General features: G+C 72.1%; 17 protein-coding genes. 6 read left to right on the top strand and 11 right to left on the bottom strand.

Annotated elements, in window-relative coordinates; genetic code table 11:
- Window positions 1-78: 78 nt before the first annotated feature.
- The 5 genes from IE172_RS12530 to IE172_RS12510 all read right to left on the bottom strand — a co-directional run bounded on the left by IE172_RS12530 (window position 79) and on the right by IE172_RS12510 (window position 8,220).
- Window positions 79-2,229: a SpoIIE family protein phosphatase gene (locus tag IE172_RS12530; protein WP_190097248.1), complete on the bottom strand. Its 2,151-nt coding sequence runs from the start codon at window positions 2,227-2,229 to the stop codon at window positions 79-81.
- 273 nt (window positions 2,230-2,502) lie between these two features.
- Window positions 2,503-3,195 carry a cytidylyl-2-hydroxypropylphosphonate hydrolase gene (gene fomD, locus IE172_RS12525; RefSeq protein WP_190097247.1) on the bottom strand — a complete coding sequence of 231 codons (693 nt, stop codon included), beginning with the start codon at window positions 3,193-3,195 and terminating at the stop codon, window positions 2,503-2,505.
- A 71-nt stretch (window positions 3,196-3,266) separates the two neighbouring features.
- Window positions 3,267-4,670 carry a class II fumarate hydratase gene (locus IE172_RS12520; RefSeq protein WP_190097246.1) on the bottom strand — a complete coding sequence of 468 codons (1,404 nt, stop codon included), beginning with the start codon at window positions 4,668-4,670 and terminating at the stop codon, window positions 3,267-3,269.
- A gap of 114 nt (window positions 4,671-4,784) precedes the next feature.
- Window positions 4,785-6,212 carry a M28 family peptidase gene (locus tag IE172_RS12515; protein ID WP_229885974.1) on the bottom strand — a complete coding sequence of 476 codons (1,428 nt, stop codon included), beginning with the start codon at window positions 6,210-6,212 and terminating at the stop codon, window positions 4,785-4,787.
- A gap of 337 nt (window positions 6,213-6,549) precedes the next feature.
- The gene (locus tag IE172_RS12510; protein WP_190097244.1) at window positions 6,550-8,220 is read right to left on the bottom strand and encodes a fumarate hydratase; all 1,671 of its coding nucleotides are present in this window, start codon (window positions 8,218-8,220) and stop codon (window positions 6,550-6,552) included.
- Window positions 8,221-8,375: 155 nt separating this feature from the next.
- Here IE172_RS12510 and IE172_RS12505 point away from each other — a divergent pair, with 155 nt between their 5' ends.
- Entirely contained in the window at window positions 8,376-9,071 is a 696-nt protein-coding gene (locus IE172_RS12505) for a DUF1707 SHOCT-like domain-containing protein (RefSeq protein ID WP_190097243.1), read from the top strand.
- A gap of 108 nt (window positions 9,072-9,179) precedes the next feature.
- Window positions 9,180-9,554, top strand: a complete 375-nt coding sequence (locus IE172_RS12500; RefSeq protein WP_190097242.1) for a WhiB family transcriptional regulator — start codon at window positions 9,180-9,182, stop codon at window positions 9,552-9,554.
- A 444-nt stretch (window positions 9,555-9,998) separates the two neighbouring features.
- Here the strand turns inward: IE172_RS12500 and glpX are convergent, their stop codons facing one another.
- On the bottom strand, window positions 9,999-11,033 hold the full coding sequence (glpX, locus tag IE172_RS12495; protein ID WP_189559406.1) for a class II fructose-bisphosphatase: 1,035 nt from the start codon (window positions 11,031-11,033) through the stop codon (window positions 9,999-10,001).
- Window positions 11,034-11,157: 124 nt separating this feature from the next.
- On the opposite strand from glpX, the gene IE172_RS12490 reads away from it, so the two are divergent.
- Complete coding sequence (locus IE172_RS12490; protein WP_229885971.1) at window positions 11,158-11,682, top strand: DUF4245 domain-containing protein; 525 nt, start codon at window positions 11,158-11,160, stop codon at window positions 11,680-11,682.
- Window positions 11,683-11,781: 99 nt separating this feature from the next.
- Here IE172_RS12490 and IE172_RS12485 read toward each other — a convergent pair whose 3' ends face one another.
- The 3 genes from IE172_RS12485 to xseA form a co-directional block, all read right to left on the bottom strand.
- Window positions 11,782-12,372, bottom strand: coding sequence for a malonic semialdehyde reductase (locus IE172_RS12485; protein WP_190097241.1), 591 nt, complete (start codon window positions 12,370-12,372; stop codon window positions 11,782-11,784).
- Window positions 12,373-12,505: 133 nt separating this feature from the next.
- Entirely contained in the window at window positions 12,506-12,769 is a 264-nt protein-coding gene (locus tag IE172_RS12480) for an exodeoxyribonuclease VII small subunit (protein ID WP_190097240.1), read from the bottom strand.
- Between the two features lie 10 nt (window positions 12,770-12,779).
- Window positions 12,780-13,988, bottom strand: a complete 1,209-nt coding sequence (gene xseA, locus IE172_RS12475; protein ID WP_190097239.1) for an exodeoxyribonuclease VII large subunit — start codon at window positions 13,986-13,988, stop codon at window positions 12,780-12,782.
- A gap of 66 nt (window positions 13,989-14,054) precedes the next feature.
- On the opposite strand from xseA, the gene IE172_RS12470 reads away from it, so the two are divergent.
- Both IE172_RS12470 and ppgK read left to right on the top strand, forming a co-directional pair.
- Window positions 14,055-15,080, top strand: coding sequence for a 4-hydroxy-3-methylbut-2-enyl diphosphate reductase (locus IE172_RS12470; RefSeq protein WP_190097238.1), 1,026 nt, complete (start codon window positions 14,055-14,057; stop codon window positions 15,078-15,080).
- Between the two features lie 70 nt (window positions 15,081-15,150).
- On the top strand, window positions 15,151-15,897 hold the full coding sequence (ppgK, locus tag IE172_RS12465; RefSeq protein WP_190097237.1) for a polyphosphate--glucose phosphotransferase: 747 nt from the start codon (window positions 15,151-15,153) through the stop codon (window positions 15,895-15,897).
- Window positions 15,898-15,904: 7 nt separating this feature from the next.
- On the opposite strand, the gene IE172_RS12460 is transcribed toward ppgK, so the two are convergent.
- The gene (locus tag IE172_RS12460; RefSeq protein WP_190097236.1) at window positions 15,905-16,531 is read right to left on the bottom strand and encodes a DUF6542 domain-containing protein; all 627 of its coding nucleotides are present in this window, start codon (window positions 16,529-16,531) and stop codon (window positions 15,905-15,907) included.
- 183 nt (window positions 16,532-16,714) lie between these two features.
- On the opposite strand from IE172_RS12460, the gene ychF reads away from it, so the two are divergent.
- On the top strand, window positions 16,715-17,803 hold the full coding sequence (gene ychF, locus IE172_RS12455; RefSeq protein WP_190097235.1) for a redox-regulated ATPase YchF: 1,089 nt from the start codon (window positions 16,715-16,717) through the stop codon (window positions 17,801-17,803).
- 462 nt (window positions 17,804-18,265) lie between these two features.
- On the opposite strand, the gene IE172_RS12450 is transcribed toward ychF, so the two are convergent.
- Window positions 18,266-18,751 carry a MarR family winged helix-turn-helix transcriptional regulator gene (locus tag IE172_RS12450; RefSeq protein ID WP_190097234.1) on the bottom strand — a complete coding sequence of 162 codons (486 nt, stop codon included), beginning with the start codon at window positions 18,749-18,751 and terminating at the stop codon, window positions 18,266-18,268.
- Window positions 18,752-18,756: the final 5 nt, after the last annotated feature.

The following is an 18,756-nucleotide window of genomic DNA, read 5'->3' as shown; positions in this document are numbered from 1 at the left end:
GCCGCGAGGGGCGCCCGGTGACCGCACCGGGCGCCCCTCGCGGCGTGAGCGGGCCGTACGCGGCGGCTCAGCCGTGGTTCAGCCGTGGTTCAGCTCGAACCACACCACCTTGCCCGTGCTCAGCCGGGTCGCGCCCCAGCGCCGGGCCAGCCGGTTCACCAGGTACAGCCCGCGCCCGCCCTCGTCCGTGGCGCGCGCCTGCCGCAGCCGCGGGAGCTGCGGCACGTCGTCACCGACCTCGCAGCGCAGCACGTCCGTGCGCAGCAGCCGCAGCGTGACCGGCCGGGTGGCGTACCGCACCGCGTTCGTCACCACCTCGCTGACCAGCAGCTCCACCGAGTCGCTCAGCTCCTCCATGCCCCAGCGGGTCAGCGCCCGCCGGGCCAGGCGGCGGGCCCGGCCGGGGGCCGCGTCCTCCGGCTCCAGGAACCAGTACGCCACGTCGGTCGGCGCGATCCCGTCGAAACGGGCGGCGAGCAGCGCGATGTCGTCGTCCCGGTCGCCCGGGCCGAGCATGTCGAGCACCTCGTCGCACAGCGCCTCCAGCGGCGGCGGATGGTCCGGGCCGGTCAGCTGGGCGGTCGCGGCGAGCTTCTCCCGCAGCTGCTCGATGCCCGTCCACACGTCCCGCAGCCGGGACTCCACCAGGCCGTCGGTGTAGAGCAGCAGGGTCGCCCCGGCGGGCGCCTCCAGCTCCACGGCCTCGAAGTCCACCCCGCCCACACCGATCGGCGCGCCCGCGGGCACCCGCAGCACCTCCGCCCGGCCGCCCAGCTCCAGCAGGATCGGCGGCGGATGACCGGCGTTGGCGATGGTGATCCGGTGCGATACCGGGTCGTACACCGCGTACAGGCAGGTCGCCATGCGGTCCACGCCGAGCCGCTGCGCCTGCTCGTCGAGGTGGTGCAGCACCTCCTGCGGGGGCAGGTCGAGCCCGGCCAGGGTCTGCGCGGTGGTGCGCAGCTGGCCCATGATCGCCGCCGACGTCATGGAGTGCCCCATCACGTCGCCGACCACCAGCGCCACCCGGCTGCCCGGCAGCGGGATCGCGTCGTACCAGTCGCCGCCGACCCGCGCGGTCTCCGCGGCCGGCAGGTACCGCGACGCCAGCCGTACGCCGGTGCAGCGCGGCAGGGTCTCCGGCAGCATCGTGCGCTGGAGCTCGTCCGCGATGTACGCCTCCCGCCCGTACAGCACCGCCTTGTCGATGCCGAGGGCGCTGTGCGTGGCGAGCTGCGCCGCGACCAGCAGGTCGTCGGCCTCGAAGGGGATGCGTTCCGGGCGGCGCAGGAACAGCGCCGCGCCGATCACCCGGCGCCGGCCGCGCAGCGGCGCGAGGATCGCCCGCTGCCCGTCCGGGACGGCCGACGCGCCGTCCTCGCCGAGGAGTTCGGGCAGCGCGGCCCGCGCGGCGGGCGCGTCCGTGAACACCGGACGCACACCGCGCAGCACCTCGGCGAGCGCGCTGCCGGGCCGCACCGTGCACAGCTCCTCGCCGACCGAGTCCAGCTCGGACGGCTCCGGCGGCGCGGCGACCGGCATGAAGCCGCCCTCGGTGTCCCGTTCGGCCGGGATCCGGTCGGTGCGGCGCAGCCGCAGCACCAGCGGGCCGGTGGGCCGCTCGTCGCCGACCGGCAGCGGGTCGCGCAGATAGACCAGGATCGCGTCGGAGAAGGTGGGCACGGTGGCCCGGCACAGCCCCATCACGATCTCGTCCAGGTCGATGCCGCGGGCGATCCGCCGGGTGGCGGCGCCCACGAAGCGCAGCCGGTCCCCGTCCCGCCGCATCGGCGTCGGCCGCCCGGGCGGCGTCACCTGCCCGCTGCGGCGCTCCGTGCCGTCCGGCGCCTGCCCCGTCCGTCCCTGGCCCGCGGCGGGCTGCACCGGGATGCCCTCGGGCGCGGGACGCGGCCGGTGCGTGTCCGGGCCGGCGCCCTGCCCGGCGCCCGGCTGGGAGTGCTCCGATCCGGGTGCGGCGGCGGGGTCCTGCCCGGTGCCGCCCGGCGTCACCGTGCCCGGCGACGTGGCGCCCGAGGGGCCCGGGGACGCGGCCCCGGACGCGGGCGGCTCACCGCCGGAGCGGCCCTGTACCGGTAAGGCGGCCCCCGTGCCCGGCACGCGGGCCGGTGGCGGGGCAGGCAGGAGCGCCCCGCAGGGCTCCACGGGGTCCACGCCCGGCTGGGGGCGTTCGAAGGAGGTCGGCTGCTCCGTCACGCGTGTCGAGTCCATCCGTCCGGCGCACGCCGTGCGCGCGGTTCGTCCCGCCGAAACTCCGATACCCGGAACAGGTGGCCCCGGAACGGATTTCGCGTGTGGTCAGAGGTTGTTGCTGCGCCGCCTGCCGACCCTTCCCGGCCGGTACCGGTGTTTCCGTACCCCTCGCTCACGTCCTGCCGCCCCTCGGTGACGTTCGGTCAAGCCCAGCGCGCGCTCCGGTGATTCCTGCCCCGCGCCGTGCGGACGACGATCCTACGTTTCCCGCCCGGGGGCGCAGCAAGGGTCTCACGAGGACGCATGGGCGGGAGTGCGGTCCCAGTCCTGTGGCAGTGACGGTACCGCCCAGGACGGGTCCGGGCGCCAGTTCTCCCAGCCGTCCGAGAACGGCGGACCCCAGGCGTCGATCACCCGCGCGGCGGCCCGCCCGGCCGCCCGCACCCGCCCGGCCAGCGCGGAGTCCACCAGGCCGTCCCGCCGGGCCTGGTCGAACTCGTCCTCGTCCCGCCAGTGCCGGACCCGGTCCGGCCGCACGGAGATGTCCAGGAAGTGGTCCTCGGAGTCCACTCCGCCCGCCCAACGGGCCAACGGCTCCTCCAGGTTGACGTACCAGTTCTTGAACCGCCAGCCCGGGTCCCAGAACAGCCACACCGACCACGGGTCGCCGGGCCGGGCCAGCTTCAGCACACCGGTGCCGAACCAGCGGTCCCGCACCACCGTGCGCGGTCTGGTGTAGCGGGTGCCGAGCGGCTCCTGGTGCACGGGCGTGCCGTCGGCGAGCACCGGTCTCACGCACTCGGTGCCGGGCGCCAGCCACACCGCGAGCAGCTCGGGCTCGTCGCGTACGACGGTGACGGGGCGCGCGATGTGAATGCGCGCGCCGCCGTTCTCCCGGTAACGCCACAGGATCTGTGTCCCGGGTGCCCAGTGGCCGGACGTTCTGCCCGCTCGGTCGCCCATCGTCGCTCCGCCCTCCGCCATGCGTGGATATGTGTGTGCTCCAGGCATACGACGCCGCGGTGCCCGTCACGGTTCACCCCGGCGCGCGAGGGCTACGGGCGTGTCATCCGCAGCACGTCCAGCGCCTCGTCGAGCTGCCCGACGGTGAGGTCGCCGCGCTCGACGTAGCCGCCCTCCAGCACCACCTGACGGATCGTCTTCCGCTCGGCGAGGGACTTCTTGGCGACCTTGGCGGCCTCCTCGTAGCCGATGTACTTGTTGAGCGGGGTGACCACGGACGGCGAGGACTCGGCGTACTCCCGGGCCCGTTCACGGTCCGCGACGATCCCGTCGACGGTGCGGTCGGCGAGGAGGCGGGAGGCGTTCGCCAGCAGCCGCACCGATTCCAGCACGTTCTTCGCGATGACCGGAAGCATCACGTTGAGCTCGAAGTTGCCCGAGGCGCCGGCGGCGGCGACGGTCGCGTCGTTGCCGGTGACCTGCGCGCAGACCATCAGTACGGCCTCCGGGATCACCGGGTTGACCTTGCCGGGCATGATCGAGGAGCCGGGCTGGAGATCGGGCAGGGCGATCTCCGCGAGGCCCGTGCGCGGGCCCGACGCCATCCACCGCAGATCGTTGGCGATCTTCGTCAGTCCGACGGCGATGGTCCGCAGCTGTCCGCTGGTCTCCACGATGCCGTCCCGGGCGCCCTGCGCCTCGAAGTGGTCGCGCGCCTCGGTCAGCGGCAGTCCGGTCGCGCGGGCGACCTCCTCGATGACGGCGGCGGAGAACCCCGGCGGGGTGTTGATGCCGGTGCCGACGGCGGTCCCGCCGAGCGGCAGCTCCGCGAGGCGCGGCAGGGAGGCGTTCAGCCGCTCGATGCCGTACCGCACCTGGGCCGCGTACCCGCCGAACTCCTGGCCCAGCGTCACCGGGGTGGCGTCCATCAGGTGGGTGCGCCCGGACTTGACCACGTCGGCGAACTCGCCGGCCTTGCGTTCCAGGGCGGCGGCGAGGTGGTCGAGGGCCGGGATCAGGTCCCGGACGACGGCGGCGGTCGCGGCGATGTGGATCGACGACGGGAAGACGTCGTTGGACGACTGCGAGGCGTTGACGTGGTCGTTGGGGTGCACGTCCCGGCCGAGCCGCTCGGTGGCGAGGGTGGCGAGGACCTCGTTGGTGTTCATGTTGGAGGAGGTCCCGGACCCCGTCTGGAACACGTCGACGGGGAAGTGCTCGTCCCACCGGCCCTCGGCGACCTCACCGGCCGCCTCCCCGATCGCCTCGGCGATGTCCTCGTCCAGCACGCCGAGCCGGGCGTTGACCGCGGCGGCGGCGCCCTTGATGCGGGCCAGGGCCTCGATGTGGGCGCGCTCCAGGCGCTGCCCGGAGACGGGGAAGTTCTCCACGGCGCGCTGGGTCTGCGCGCGCCACTTGGCGTCGGCGGGGACCCTCACCTCTCCCATGGAGTCGTGCTCGACGCGGTAGTCGCGGTCGTCGTCCGTGGTCGTCATCGTCGTACCTCCGAAGATGCACAGCAGTGGTCCCGGACGAGCGTATTCCCGTGGACGGCGTCCGCCCCGCCGCGCGGGGGGCGCGGCGGGGCGGGGCCACCCGTGGGGGGAGGATCAGCCGTTGCGCAGGGCCACGTCGTCGAGGAGGAAGCCGGTCTGCAGGGTGTAGTCCTCGGTGGCGGTGAAGGTCAGGGTCACCGTCTGCCCGGCGTACGCCGACAGGCCGACCGACCGCTGCACGTAGCCGCTGCCGGCGTCGACGTTGGACAGGGTGGCGAGGGTGGTGCTGCCGGCCTTCACGGTGAACCGGTCGTAGGCGCGTGAGGTGGACTCGTCGGTGTCGACGTGCAGCCAGTAGGTCAGGGAGGCCTGGGTGCACCCGGACGGGACGGTCACCGTCTGGCTGATCGACTCGGTGCTCGTGGACCCGTTCCCGCCGAGCAGGGCGAACCGGGTGCCGCCGTGGGGGGCCTGGCCCGAGTGGGCGCCGATGGTGGCGGTGTTCCCGGTCCACGGCGTGGTCCCGCTCTCGAACCCGCCGTTGCCGACGGCGCCGGCGGTGTCGCAGGTGCCGCCGGTGCCGGTGTTCACGGCCCGCTGCCACAGGGTGTACGCGATCCCGTCCGACGCGCGGTCGAGACCGGTGGTGTTGATGTTGGTGAGGGTGTCGCAGGACCGGTGGTAGCACGGGTCGTACGCGGACCCCGAGGTGCCGCCCCACTTGGCGGCCTGCGCGGAGGTCTTGCGGGCGCTCGCGCCCATGGCGTACCCGGAGGTCGGGATGCCGTACTGCTCGAAGGGGTAGTCGTCGCTGCGGCCGGCGCCCTCGGTGTTCTCCTCCGGCTGGAGGCCGAGGGAGTCCCAGTAGGCCTTCATCGGCGCGGCGGCCGCGGAGGTGATGTGGTTGATGAAGTAGCCGCCGTTGGTGGAGGCGACCATGTCGAAGTTGTAGTACGCCTTGATCTTGGCGCGCTCGGTGGAGGACAGCGAACGCACGTAGAAGTCGGACCCGTTGAGCCCCTGCTCCTCGTCGGTCCACCAGGCGAAGCGGACCCGGTTGCGCATGTCCGGGTTCTGCTGGGCCAGCGTCAGGGCGTTCTCCAGCAGGGCGGCGGAGCCGGAGCCGTTGTCGTTCATGCCGGGCCCGGCGGAGACGCCGTCGAGGTGGGCGCCGAACATGTAGACGTTGTTGGCGTCGCCCTTGGGCCACTCGGCGATGAGGTTGGGCCCGGCCCCGCTGGTGCAGCCGGACGTGCAGGGCTGCTCGGTGACGGTGTAACCGGCCGCCTGGAGCTTGCCCTTCACGTAGGCGACGGAGTCGCGGTACCCCTGTCCGGTGGAGCGGCGGTTCCCGCCGTTGCGTCCGGCGATGGCGCTCAGTTCGTTGAGGTGCGCCTTGACCTTGTTGACGTCGACGTCGGGTGCGGCGGCGGCGGTCGGGGCGGTCACGGTGGTCGTGGAGTCGGCTGCCGCGGCGGGGAGTGTTCCGCAGCCCAGCACGACGGCGAGCGAGACGCTCGCCACGGCGAATCTTCGTTTCACCTGGTCTCCTCGGGAGGCAGCCCGTGGGGTGGGCCACACAAGGATTGACATGGCATGTGCATGTCTGAGCGCCGAGAAGACTCACAGCGATGGTTGATCCCGTCAACGGAACGGGCGGGGTCAGGGCCAGATTGTCCGAAAGTGGCACACGGGGTCCGCTATACGGACGTGCCGGTCGCTCGGTCTCCACCCGCCGGAAGGGCCGTCCCCAGCCCTTCCGGCGTCGGTCGAGGAGCGGGGGTCCGGGGTCAGCGCCCCCGGGACGGCAACAGGAAGGGCGGCGAGGGCGAAAAACGCCACCCCGCCGCCCCCGAGCCCTGCGCCCGCCGGTCGGCCGCTACGCCAGCCCCGGCCCCCGTACCGGGATCGACGTGAACGTCGGCTGCTGCGGCGAAGGGTCCTGGAAGAAGTCGTTGCCCTTGTCGTCCACGACGATGAACGCCGGGAAGTCCTCGACCTCGATCTTCCAGACCGCCTCCATCCCGAGCTCCTCGTACTCGACGACCTCGACCTTCTTGATGCAGTCCTGCGCGAGCCGGGCCGCGGGCCCGCCGATCGACCCCAGGTAGAACCCCCCGTGCGTGCCGCACGCGTCCGTGACCTGCTTGCTCCGGTTGCCCTTCGCCAGCATCACCCTGGACCCGCCGGCCGCCTGGAACTGCTCCACGTAGCTGTCCATCCGGCCCGCCGTCGTCGGCCCGAACGACCCCGACGCGTACCCCTCGGGCGTCTTCGCCGGCCCGGCGTAGTACACCGGGTGGTCCTTCAGGTACTGCGGCATCCCCTCGCCCGCGTCCAGCCGCTCCTTGATCTTCGCGTGCGCGATGTCCCGCGCCACGACCAGCGGCCCGCTCAGCGAGAGCCGCGTCTTGACCGGGTACTTCGTCAGCTCGGCGAGGATCGCGTCCATCGGCTGGTTGAGGTCGATCCGCACGACGTCGCCGGACTCGTCCAGCTGCTCGTCCGTGGTCTCCGGCAGGAACCGCGCCGGGTCCGTCTCCAGCTGCTCCAGGAACACGCCCTCGGCGGTGATCTTCGCGACCGCCTGCCGGTCCGCCGAGCAGGACACCGCGATCGCGACCGGGCAGGACGCCCCGTGCCGCGGCAGCCGCACCACGCGCACGTCGTGGCAGAAGTACTTGCCGCCGAACTGCGCGCCGATGCCGATCCTCTGCGTCAGCTCGAAGACCTTCTCCTCCAGCTCCTTGTCCCGGAACCCGTGCCCGAGCGGGGAGCCCTCGGTGGGGATCTCGTCCAGGTAGTGCGCGGAGGCGTACTTGGCGGTCTTCAGCGCGTACTCGGCCGACGTGCCGCCGACCACGATCGCCAGGTGGTACGGCGGACAGGCGGCCGTGCCCAGCGAACGGATCTTCTCCTCCAGGAACTTCATCATGGAGGCCTCGTTCAGGACGGCCTTCGTCTCCTGGTACAGGAAGCTCTTGTTGGCCGACCCGCCGCCCTTGGCCATGAACAGGAACTTGTACGCGTCACCGTCCGTGGCGTACAGCTCGATCTGCGCCGGGAGGTTGGACCCGGTGTTCTTCTCCTCCCACATGGTGAGCGGAGCCATCTGCGAGTACCGCAGGTTGAGGTTCCGGTACGCGTCGTAGACGCCCCGGCTCAGGGCCTCCTCGTCACGTCCCGCCGTGAGCACGTTCTGCCCGCGCTTGCCCATCACGATCGCCGTACCGGTGTCCTGGCACATCGGCAGCACGCCCGCCGCCGCGATGTTCGCGTTCTTCAGCAGGTCCAGGGCGACGAACTTGTCGTTGCCGGACGCCTCCGGGTCGTCGATGATGCGGCGCAGCTGCGCCAGGTGCGCGGGACGCAGGTAGTGCTGGATGTCGCGGATGGCCTCCTCGGCGAGCTTGCGCAGCGCCTCCGGCTCCACCCTGAGGAACGTCCGGCCGTCGGCCTCGAAGGTGGACACACCTTCGGAGGTCACCAGCCGGTAGGGGGTGGTGTCCTCTCCCATGGGGAGCAGATCGGCGTACTCGAACTCAGGCATCTCGCCCATTCCTCACTCGACGGAAGACCGCCCGCCTCCGTCGGCGGGCGATGACCAGCCTAGGACCTGCCGCCGGCGGCGAATCTGTGAGGTTGTCCTCAGTCGTCCGCCCCGGAGGGTAGTCGCGATCTATCGCGTTTGGGTACGCTGCTGTCGTGGACCTTGAGAAGCACGCCCAGCAGCCGGACACGGCACCGCGGACCGCCGAGTTGCGCGCCTCCGACGCCGACCGGGACCGTATCGCCGACCTCCTGCGCGAGGCCCTCGCCGAGGGCCGCCTGACCGCCGACGAGCACGCGGAGCGCGTGGAGGGCGTGCTGGCCGCCAAGACGGTGGGGGAACTGGACGTGTTCGTCCAGGACCTGCCGATAGCCCACCGGCGCGCGGCGGCCCACGCCACCGCGCCCCACCGCCCCACCGCCGGCGCGATCCCCATGGACCCCGACGACAACGTGGTCGCGGTGTTCAGTGCCGCCGCCCGCAAGGGCCGCTGGCGGACCGGCCGCCGCATCCACGCGTACGCGATCTTCGGCAGTGTCGAGATCGACCTCAGCGAGGCCATGTTCGACCACCAGCAGGTGATGATCAAGGCGTTCTCCGTCTTCGGCAGCGTCGAGATCCGTGTCCCGGAGAACGTGTCGCTGCGCGGCACGGGCGGCGGTGTCCTCGGCTCCTTCGAGGTGGACACGCTGGACGCGACCGACGAGGAGGCGCCGGTGGTCTTCGTCGACGGCTGGGCGGTGCTGGGCAGTGTGGAGGCGCGGCCCCGGCGGGGGAAGCTCGTCGCGGACATCCTGGACCGGGTCCACCGCACGGTCGGCAAGAGCATGCGCAAGCACCTCGGGCACTGACTCCCGGGCGGGCGGAGCCCGTTGGGGACTCAGTGCATAGGCTCGCGCACATCGGGTAAGCCTTGCTGCATCGTGTCTCGCTTGCGAAGCCGTCGTCAGGAGTAGACCGTGCTGCAACCGCCGCATTCGTCCCTGCAGGTAGCCGCCGTTCCGGACCGGCCGGCAGCAGCGCGGGACAGGGACCAGGACGCGCCCTGGCACACCGAGGCGGTGTGCCGGCGCGACGAGGCGGGGCTGTTCTTCGCGCCGTCGAAGGAACCCACCGCCGCCCGGCTCTCCCGCGAGGAGGCCGCCAAGCGGGTCTGCGCCCGCTGCCCGGTCATGGTCGAGTGCCGCGAACACGCCCTGCTCCAGCCCGAACCGTACGGCGTGTGGGGCGGCCTCACCGCCGCCGAACGCCGCGTGGTCCTCGCCCGCCGCAGGCGCCGCGACATGGAACTGAAGAAGACGCCCCGCCAGAACCGCATAGCCGCCGCGGGCTGACCCCGCACCCAACAGCAGGGGCGCCCTCCCCCCAGAGGCCGCCCCCTCCCCACGACCACCCCCAGCGGCGCGGGGAACTGCGCGCCCAACCTCCACCCACCCGCACGGACAGGCCGCTCCCGGCCCCACGGCCACCAACCCATCGCCGGCGAGCACAACTCACCTCAGGGGTGCGGGGAACTGCGCGCCCAACCCCCACCCACCCGCACGGACGGGCCACCCCAGCCCACGGCCACCGCCCACCGCCGGTGAGTGCAACCAGCCCCCCAAGGGGCGCGGGGAACTGCGCGCCCAACCCCCACCCATCCGCACGGACAGGCCGCCCCCGGCACCACGGTCGCTCCCCCCGCACGGGAAGTCATTCCGTCACCGGGCGCGCGCTCACCCCCCAGGGGCGCGGGGAACTGCGCGCTCAGCCACAACCCACCCGCACCCGACGGAGTCTCACTTCGCCCGGTCGAAATCCACCGCGCTGTAAGCCCTCAGCTTGCTGAGCCGGTGCTCGGAGTCGATCCTCCGCACCGTCCCCGACTTCGACCGCATCACGATCGAGTCCGTCGTCGCCGTCTCCGGCCGGTACCGCACACCACGCAGCAGCTCACCATCGGTGATCCCCGTCGCCACGAAGAACACGTTGTCCCCGGTGACCAGGTCCTCCGTGGTCAGCACCCGGTCGAGGTCGTGCCCCGCGTCGACCGCCCGCTGCCGCTCCTCCTCGTCCTTGGGCCACAGCTTGCCCTGGATCGTGCCGCCCAGGCACTTCACCGCGCAGGCCGAGATGATGCCCTCGGGGGTGCCGCCGACGCCGAGCAGCAGGTCGATGCCGGTGCCCTCGCGCAGCGCGAGGATGGAGCCGGCCACGTCGCCGTCGGAGATCAGCTTGATGCGCGCGCCGGTTTCCCGGATCTCCTTGATGATGCCTTCGTGGCGCGGCCGGTCCAGGATCACGACGGTGACGTCCTCGGGGGTGACCCGCTTGGCCTTGGCGACCCGCCGGATGTTCACGTTCACCGGGGCGTTGATGTCGACGAAGTCGGCCGCCTCCGGGCCGGTGACCAGCTTGTCCATGTAGAACACGGCCGACGGGTCGAACATCGAGCCGCGCTCGGCGGCGGCCAGCACCGCGATGGCGTTCGTCATGCCCTTGGCGGTCAGCGTGGTGCCGTCGATCGGGTCGACGGCGATGTCGCACTCCGGTCCGGTCCCGTCGCCCACGCGCTCCCCGTTGAACAGCATCGGGGCTTCGTCCTTCTCGCCCTCGCCGATGACGACGACGCCGTTCATCGAGACGGTGGAGACGAGCGTGCGCATGGCGCGCACCGCGGCACCGTCGGCGCCGTTCTTGTCGCCGCGCCCTACCCAGCGGCCGGCAGCCATCGCCGCGGCCTCGGTGACCCGTACGAGCTCCAGGGCGAGGTTGCGGTCGGGGGCCTCGGAGGGAACATCGAGCTCGGACGGCAGATGATGGTGTTCGGTCATCGGAGCGCACCTTTCTGTACGACGACGGCCGGATGAGGGTGTGGCCACGACTCTATCGCCAGGCAGACAAAATGAGCAGGGGCCCCCACGGATGAGCGCTCCGGGTACCTGCGACGATAGGGGCGTGGCAGGAACGAACAGCATGCAGAAAACGGTCAGGGACATGGTCCTCTCCCTGGCTGTCATCGTGCTCGTGGCGGGAGTGGTCTGGCTGCTCAACACGCAGGAGGACGGCGACCCCGACCTCAAGCGGGTCGACTACCGGGTCGACCTGCTCACCGCCCGCCGGGCCGCCCCGTACCCGGTGGCCGCTCCCGTCGGCCTGCCGGAGGAGTGGAAGCCCACCTCCGTGCGCTACCGGGGCGCCGACGGCGACGCCTGGCACCTCGGCTACCACGCCCCTGACGGGGAGTACGTGGCGGTCGAGCAGTCCACGGGCAAGCGGGCGGTGTTCATCAGGAGCAAGACGCAGGGCGCCGAGAAGACCGACGTCACCCAGCAGATCGACGGCGAGACGTGGACGCGGTACGACGGCGACCACTACGACGCGCTGGTCCTGGAGGGCACCGACGGTTCGACCACCCTGGTGACGGGCACCGGGTCGTTCGGGCAGCTGACGAAAATGGCCGAGGCGCTGCGCACCGAGTGAGCGCGCAAGGCGAAGGGGCGGGGCTCCGCCGGTTCGGTTGATCCGGCGGAGCCCCGCCCCTGTTGCGCCGTGCGTGGGGTCCGACCGCCGTGGACGGGGTCAGACCGTGGTGACGACCTGCTCGAACTCCAGGCGCGGGCTGCGCGGGAACCAGGCGTCGGGGCCGGGGCGGCCGATGTTGACGACCATCAGCGGGGTGTGGTCGTCGTCCAGGAACTCCTTGCGCAGGCCCTCGAAGTCGAGGCCGGTCATCGGTCCGGCGGCCAGGCCGGCGGCGCGGACGCCGATGATGAAGTACGCGGCCTGGAGGGCGGCGTTCAGCGCGGCGGAGCCCTCACGCACCGGGCGCTCGCCGAAGACGGCGTCCTTGGCCTGCGGGAAGTGCGGGAAGAGCTGCGGCAGCTCCTCGTGGAACTCGTTGTCCGCGGACAGGATGGCGACGAGCGGGGCGGCGGCGGTCTTGGACCGGTTGCCCTCGGCCAGATGCTGGACGAGGCGCTCGCGGGCCTCGGGGGAGCGCACCAGCGTGACGCGCAGCGGCGACTGGTTCATGGACGTGGGGCCGTACTTGACCAGGTCGTAGATCGCCCGCACCTGCTCGTCGGTCACCGGCTCGTCGGTGAACGTGTTGGCGGTGCGCGCCTCGCGGAACAGCAGGTCCTGGGCGGCGGCGTCGAGAAGGAGAGACATAGGTGAACCTTTTGCGGTGGTGCGTCGGCCCGGAGTTCCGTGCAGGAGCCACGGACCTGATGACGCACCCGACCGTACGCCCATGAGGTTCAACCTTCAACTAAATCTGGAGTGCGGTGATCCATTTCACGGATCAGTCCTCGCGGCCGCCCTTCCCGCCGTCCTCCCCGGCCTCCTCCGCCAGCGCCGCGTCCAGCCGCGCCCGCGCCCCCTCCAGCCAGCGCCGGCACACCTTGGCCAGCTCCTCGCCCCGCTCCCACAGCGCGAGGGACTCCTCCAGCGTCGTACCGCCCGCCTCCAGCCGCCGGACCACCTCGATCAGCTCGTCCCGCGCCTGCTCGTACCCGAGCGCCTCGGCCGCCACCTGCTCGGACTCCGTCTCCGTCTTGCTCGTCATTCCGCCCACCCTACGCATCGACCCGGACAGTGAACTCGCCCTCGGACACCCGCGCCCGCAGCGCCTCACCGGCCTCCACCTCGCCCGGAGCGCGCACCGCGTGCCCGTCCGGCCGCTGGAGCACCGCGTACCCGCGCTTCAGGGTCGCCGCGGGGGACAGGGCGACCACCCGCGCGTGGGTGTGCGACAGCTCGGAGTCGGCCCGGTCCAGCTGGTGCCGCAGCGAGCGCCGCCCCCGCTCCAGCAGCGCCGTGACCTCCTCGGCCCGGGCGTCGATCATCCGGTGCGGGTCCTGTATCGAGGGCCGGGCCAGCGCGTGCGCCAGCCCGCGCTCCTCCCGCTCCAGCAGCGCCCCCACGCAGCGCCGCGCGCGGTCGCGCAGCATCCGCACCCGCTCGTACTCCTCGCCCACGTCCGGCACCACCTTCTTCGCGGCGTCCGTCGGCGTCGAGGCGCGCAGGTCGGCGACGTGGTCCAGGAGCGGATGGTCCGGCTCGTGCCCGATCGCCGAGACGACCGGCGTACGGCACGCCGCCACCGCCCGCACCAGCTGCTCGTCGGAGAACGGCAGCAGGTCCTCCACGCTGCCGCCGCCCCGCGCGACGACGATCACGTCCACGTCGTCGATCGCGTCCAGCTCCTTCACGGCCTGAACCACCTGGGGCACCGCGTGCACCCCCTGCACGGCCACGTTGCGCACCTCGAAGCGCACGGCCGGCCAGCGGTGCCGCGCGTTCTCCAGCACGTCCCGCTCGGCCGCCGAGGCCCGCCCGCACACCAGGCCGACGAGCTGCGGCAGGAACGGCAGCGGCTTCTTGCGCTCCGGCGCGAAGAGCCCCTCCCGCGCGAGGGACTTCTTCAGCTGCTCCAGACGCGCCAGCAGTTCCCCGACCCCGACCGGCTTGATCTCGGCGGCGCGCAGCGACAACTGCCCGCGCGGCGCGTACCACTCCGGTTTGCAGTGCACCACCACCCGGGCGCCCTCGCTCACCACGTCCGCGACGGCGTCGAACACCTGCCGGTAGCAGGTCACGCCCACGGAGATGTCGTACGAGGGGTCGCGCAGCGTCAGGAACACCACCCCGGCGCCGGGCCGCCGCGACAGCTGGGTGATCTGCCCCTCCACCCACACCGCGCCGAGCCGGTCGATCCACCCGCCGATGAGCCGCGACACCTCCCCGACCGGGATGGGAGCTTCCACAGACGTGTTGACAGCCATGCCGCGAGGGTAGTGCGCCCCACCGACAACGCACCGGGACCGGACGCCTCCGGCCCGGCCCTTACGATGGGAGGCATGACCGCTTCGCCTGGCCGCCGTGTCCTGCTCGCCGCCCCCCGTGGTTACTGCGCGGGTGTGGACCGCGCCGTGATCGCCGTCGAGAAGGCCCTGGAGCAGTACGGGGCCCCCGTCTACGTCCGGCACGAGATCGTGCACAACAAGTACGTCGTGCAGACCCTGGAGAAGAAGGGCGCGATCTTCGTCGAACGGACGGAGGAGGTCCCCCCGGGCAACATCGTGATGTTCTCCGCGCACGGCGTCGCCCCCGTCGTCCACGAGGAGGCCGAGCGCGGCCGGCTCGCCACCATCGACGCCACCTGCCCGCTGGTCACCAAGGTCCACAAGGAAGCCGTCCGCTTCGCCAACGACGACTACGACATCCTCCTCATCGGTCACGAGGGCCACGAGGAGGTCATCGGCACCTCCGGCGAGGCCCCCGACCACATCCAGCTCGTCGACGGGCCGGGCGACGTGGCCAAGGTCGAGGTCCGCGACCCCTCCAAGGTCGTGTGGCTCTCCCAGACCACGCTCTCCGTCGACGAGACCATGGAGACCGTCGACGCCCTCAAGGAGAAGTTCCCCCAGCTCATCTCCCCGCCCAGCGACGACATCTGCTACGCCACGCAGAACCGTCAGCTCGCCGTCAAGCAGATGGGCGCCGAGGCCGACCTGGTGATCGTGGTCGGCTCGCGCAACTCCTCCAACTCCAAGCGGCTGGTCGAGGTCGCCAAGATCGCGGGCGCCCGCGCGGCGTACCTGGTGGACTTCGCCGACGAGATCGACGAGGCCTGGCTGGAGGGCGTCTCCACGGTCGGCGTGACCTCGGGCGCCTCGGTGCCGGAGATCCTCGTCGAGCAGGTCCTGGAGTGGCTGTCGCAGCGCGGCTTCGAGGACGTCGAGATCGTCAAGGCGGCCGAGGAGTCCATCATCTTCTCCCTGCCGAAGGAGCTCCGCCGCGATCTGCGCGACGAGGCCGCCGCCCTGGTGGCCGAGCGCGGCGGCACCGGGACCGGTGCGGATTCCGCGAAGTGACCGTGGTGCGGCGGTGGCGGTCACGGAGGTCGGCCCCGTGACCGTCCGTCGTACGTCGTAACGTGGAGACATGCAGATCTTCGGCGTGGACATCGGCGGATCCGGGATCAAGGGCGCCCCGGTCGACCTGGACAAGGGGGACCTGGCGCAGGAGCGCTGCAAGGTCCTCACCCCGCACCCGGCGACGCCGGACGCGGTGGCCGACGGCGTGAAGCAGGTCGTCGACCACTTCGGCTGGACCGGCCCGGTCGGCGTCACCTTCCCCGGGGTGGTCACCGACGGCACCACGGTCCGCTCGGCGGCCAACGTCGACAAGAGCTGGGTCGACACCGACGCGCGCGTGCTGCTCGGCGGCCGTCTGGGCGGCCTGCCGGTGACGGTGGTCAACGACGCGGACGCGGCGGGCATCGCCGAGATGCACTTCGGCGCCGGCCGCCACCGCAGGGGCACGGTCGTCCTGCTGACCTTCGGCACCGGCATCGGCAGCGCGGTCTTCGCCGACGGCGTCCTCGTCCCCAACAGCGAGCTGGGCCACCTCGAACTGCACGGTCACGAGGCGGAGAAGCGGGCCTCCAGCAAGGCCAGGGAGGACCACGACCTGTCGTGGGAGCAGTGGGCGCACCGGGTGCAGAAGTACCTGGCCCACGTGGAGATGCTGTTCTCGCCGGAGCTGTTCATCATCGGCGGCGGCGTCAGCCGCAAGTCCGACAAGTTCCTCCACCACATCAAGGGCATCAGGGCGGAGGTCGTCCCGGCCCAGCTGCAGAACAACGCGGGCATCGTGGGAGCGGCGATGCGGGCGGCTACGGGCGGGTAGCGGCCCCCTACGGGCGGGCCGGGCGCCGGGCCGCCGGGCGGCCCTTGGCCTCCCGGGTCCGCCGGACCCACCGCACCCTGCGCACGAGCACGATCACCCCCGCGACGAGCGTCCCGCCGTAGAGCCACCCGGCCTGGGTGGCGAGGCCCGTCACCATGCCCATCAGCCGGTCACCGGTGCCCCCGCCGCCGGTGTCGGCGACCGGCACCAGCCCCACGGCGAAGGCGATCGGCACGACCACCGGCGCGATGAGCACGTCCCCCTCCCGCACCCACAGCGCGGTCAGCACGCACACGGGCAGGAACAGCACGCCGTACACCGTCGGGGACGCCCCGAACAGTGCCCCGGTCAGCAGTCCCAGCGCCAGCATCACCGCCGCGCAGAACAGGCCCCCGCCCAGTCCGGTCAGCCGGGGCCGGGCCGGTGGCCGCCGGACCGCGGCCGGGGGAGCGGGCCGCCGCTGCGGCACCCGCCCGGTCCGGTCCGCCCGGGAGGACCGGACGACTCCGCCCCCCGCCGCCCGCCCCGCCTGCGGAGGCAGCGGTGACTTCCCCGGCCGGGGCTGCCGGGGCGGCCCCGGCGCCGTCTCACGTCGTGGTCCGTGCTGCGTGGGTCGCGTCCTGTGTTGCTCCACCGGACCAACTTAGGTCGTTTTATGTGCCGAACGGTCCGTCAGACACGCCGGGATCCGGAGCCCGCCCGGGCGTCCGGTGCACCGGCCGGGCGGGCGCGGGCACGCCGTAGACTGGTGGATCGGCCCACTCAGCCCCGTGGGGCCGGTCCTCGCCCCTCATCCTCACGTACGGGAAGTCGCAACGTGTCGCTCACGATCGGAATCGTCGGTCTGCCGAATGTCGGCAAGTCGACCCTGTTCAACGCCCTGACCAAGAACGACGTGCTGGCGGCCAACTACCCGTTCGCCACGATCGAGCCGAACGTCGGCGTGGTCGGCGTCCCCGACCCCCGCCTGACCAAGCTGGCGGAGATCTTCGGCTCCCAGCGGATCCTCCCGGCCACGGTCGACTTCGTCGACATCGCCGGCATCGTCCGCGGCGCCTCGGAGGGCGAGGGCCTGGGCAACAAGTTCCTCGCGAACATCCGCGAGTCCGACGCGATCTGCCAGGTCATCCGCGCCTTCAAGGACGAGAACGTCGTGCACGTCGACGGCAAGGTCTCGCCGAAGGACGACATCGAGACGATCAACACCGAGCTGATCCTCGCCGACCTCCAGACCATCGAGAAGGTCCTCCCCCGCCTCCAGAAGGAGTCGCGGATCAAGAAGGACATCGCGCCCAAGGTCAAGGCGGTCGAGGAGGCCAAGGAGATCCTGGAGAAGGGCGACACCCTCTTCGCCCACGGCATCGTCCAGGGCACCGAGCGCAACGAGCTCCTCCACGACCTGCACCTCCTCACGACGAAGCCCTTCCTCTACGTCTTCAACGTCGACGAGGACGAGCTGACCGACGAGGACTTCAAGAACGAGCAGCGCGCCCTGGTCGCGCCCGCCGAGGCGATCTTCCTCAACGCCAAGCTGGAGGCGGACCTCGCCGAGCTGGACGAGGACGAGGCCCTCGAACTCCTCCAGTCCGTCGGCCAGGAGGAGCCCGGCCTCGCCACCCTCGCCCACGTCGGCTTCCGCACCCTCGGCCTGCAGACCTACCTGACGGCCGGTCCCAAGGAATCCCGCGCCTGGACCATCAAGAAGGGCGCCACCGCCCCCGAGGCCGCCGGTGTCATCCACACCGACTTCCAGAAGGGCTTCATCAAGGCCGAGGTCATCTCCTTCGCCGACCTGGTCGAAACCGGCTCGGTCACCGAGGCCCGCGCCAAGGGCAAGGCCCGCATGGAGGGCAAGGACTACGTCATGCAGGACGGCGACGTGGTGGAGTTCCGCTTCAACGTGTGATCACCGCACCACAGTAAGGGGCCGGTCCCTCCGGGGGACCGGCCCCTTGTCGTCGCCCGTGCCGGAGTGCTGCCGGGGCGTCCGGCTCCTCCGCATCCTGGCCCGGGAACGACCGCAGGTTGCTCGCTCGGATGTCCTCGAGGACGTCAGGCGGGGCCCCTTCACCGGAATCGGCAAGCCCGTACCGCTACCGGACTCCCGGTCGTCGTCACCGAGCCCGACCGGGGCCCCGGCCGGGCCAGGTCGGGATCGTCCCCGGGAAACAGGGGTATCCGGGGAGCAGGTAGGCTCCGGGGTGACCATTGCTTGTCGATGGACAACAATGGCCCTGGGGCAACGAACTGGTGGCCGTGGCGGACGGGGAAGTGGGTGGAGATGTCCCGGTGGGGCGCAGGGGGTCCCTCCGCGCACTGGCCATGGATGCCCCGTCGCATCGCGGAGCCCGGTGGCGCGGTCTCGCGGTCAGGCGGTCCGGTCGTCGGGCCGGGCGGCGCTGTCGTGCATCTGCAGCGCCGCCGCGTCGCAGAACGCCTCGAGCCCTTCGCGCAGCGCCGCGCGCTTGTCCGCCGGCATCAGGGTGAGCACCGCCTGCAGCTCCTGCTCCCGGCGTGCGCGCAGGTCGTCGAGGAAGGCGTGGCCCCGCTTGCTGAGGTGCAGCCGGACCTCCCGGCGGTCGGCCCGGCCGACCACCCGCTCGACCAGGCCGACGGCGACGAGGCGGTCGCAGAGCCGGCTGGTGGACGGGGGGGTTGAGGCGAGGGCGGCGCTGAGCGTCCGCAGATTGATTCCGTCCTGGTGCTCCAGGGTGAGCAGCACGCGCATCTGGGACGCGGATGCCGGGGCGGTCGAGGCGCGGCCCCACAGGACTTCCAGCAACTCTCCCGCCGTCGCGGTCACGCGGGCGACCTCGACGGGCTCCGGGCGGGGGCGGAAAGCAGCCACTGTCACACTCT

It is taken from the genome of Streptomyces griseoflavus, assembly GCF_014649995.1.
GTDB classification, from domain to species: Bacteria; Actinomycetota; Actinomycetes; order Streptomycetales; family Streptomycetaceae; genus Streptomyces; species Streptomyces griseoflavus.
Note: the sequence above shows the minus strand (reverse complement) of the source record. Positions and strands in the feature narration are given on the sequence as shown.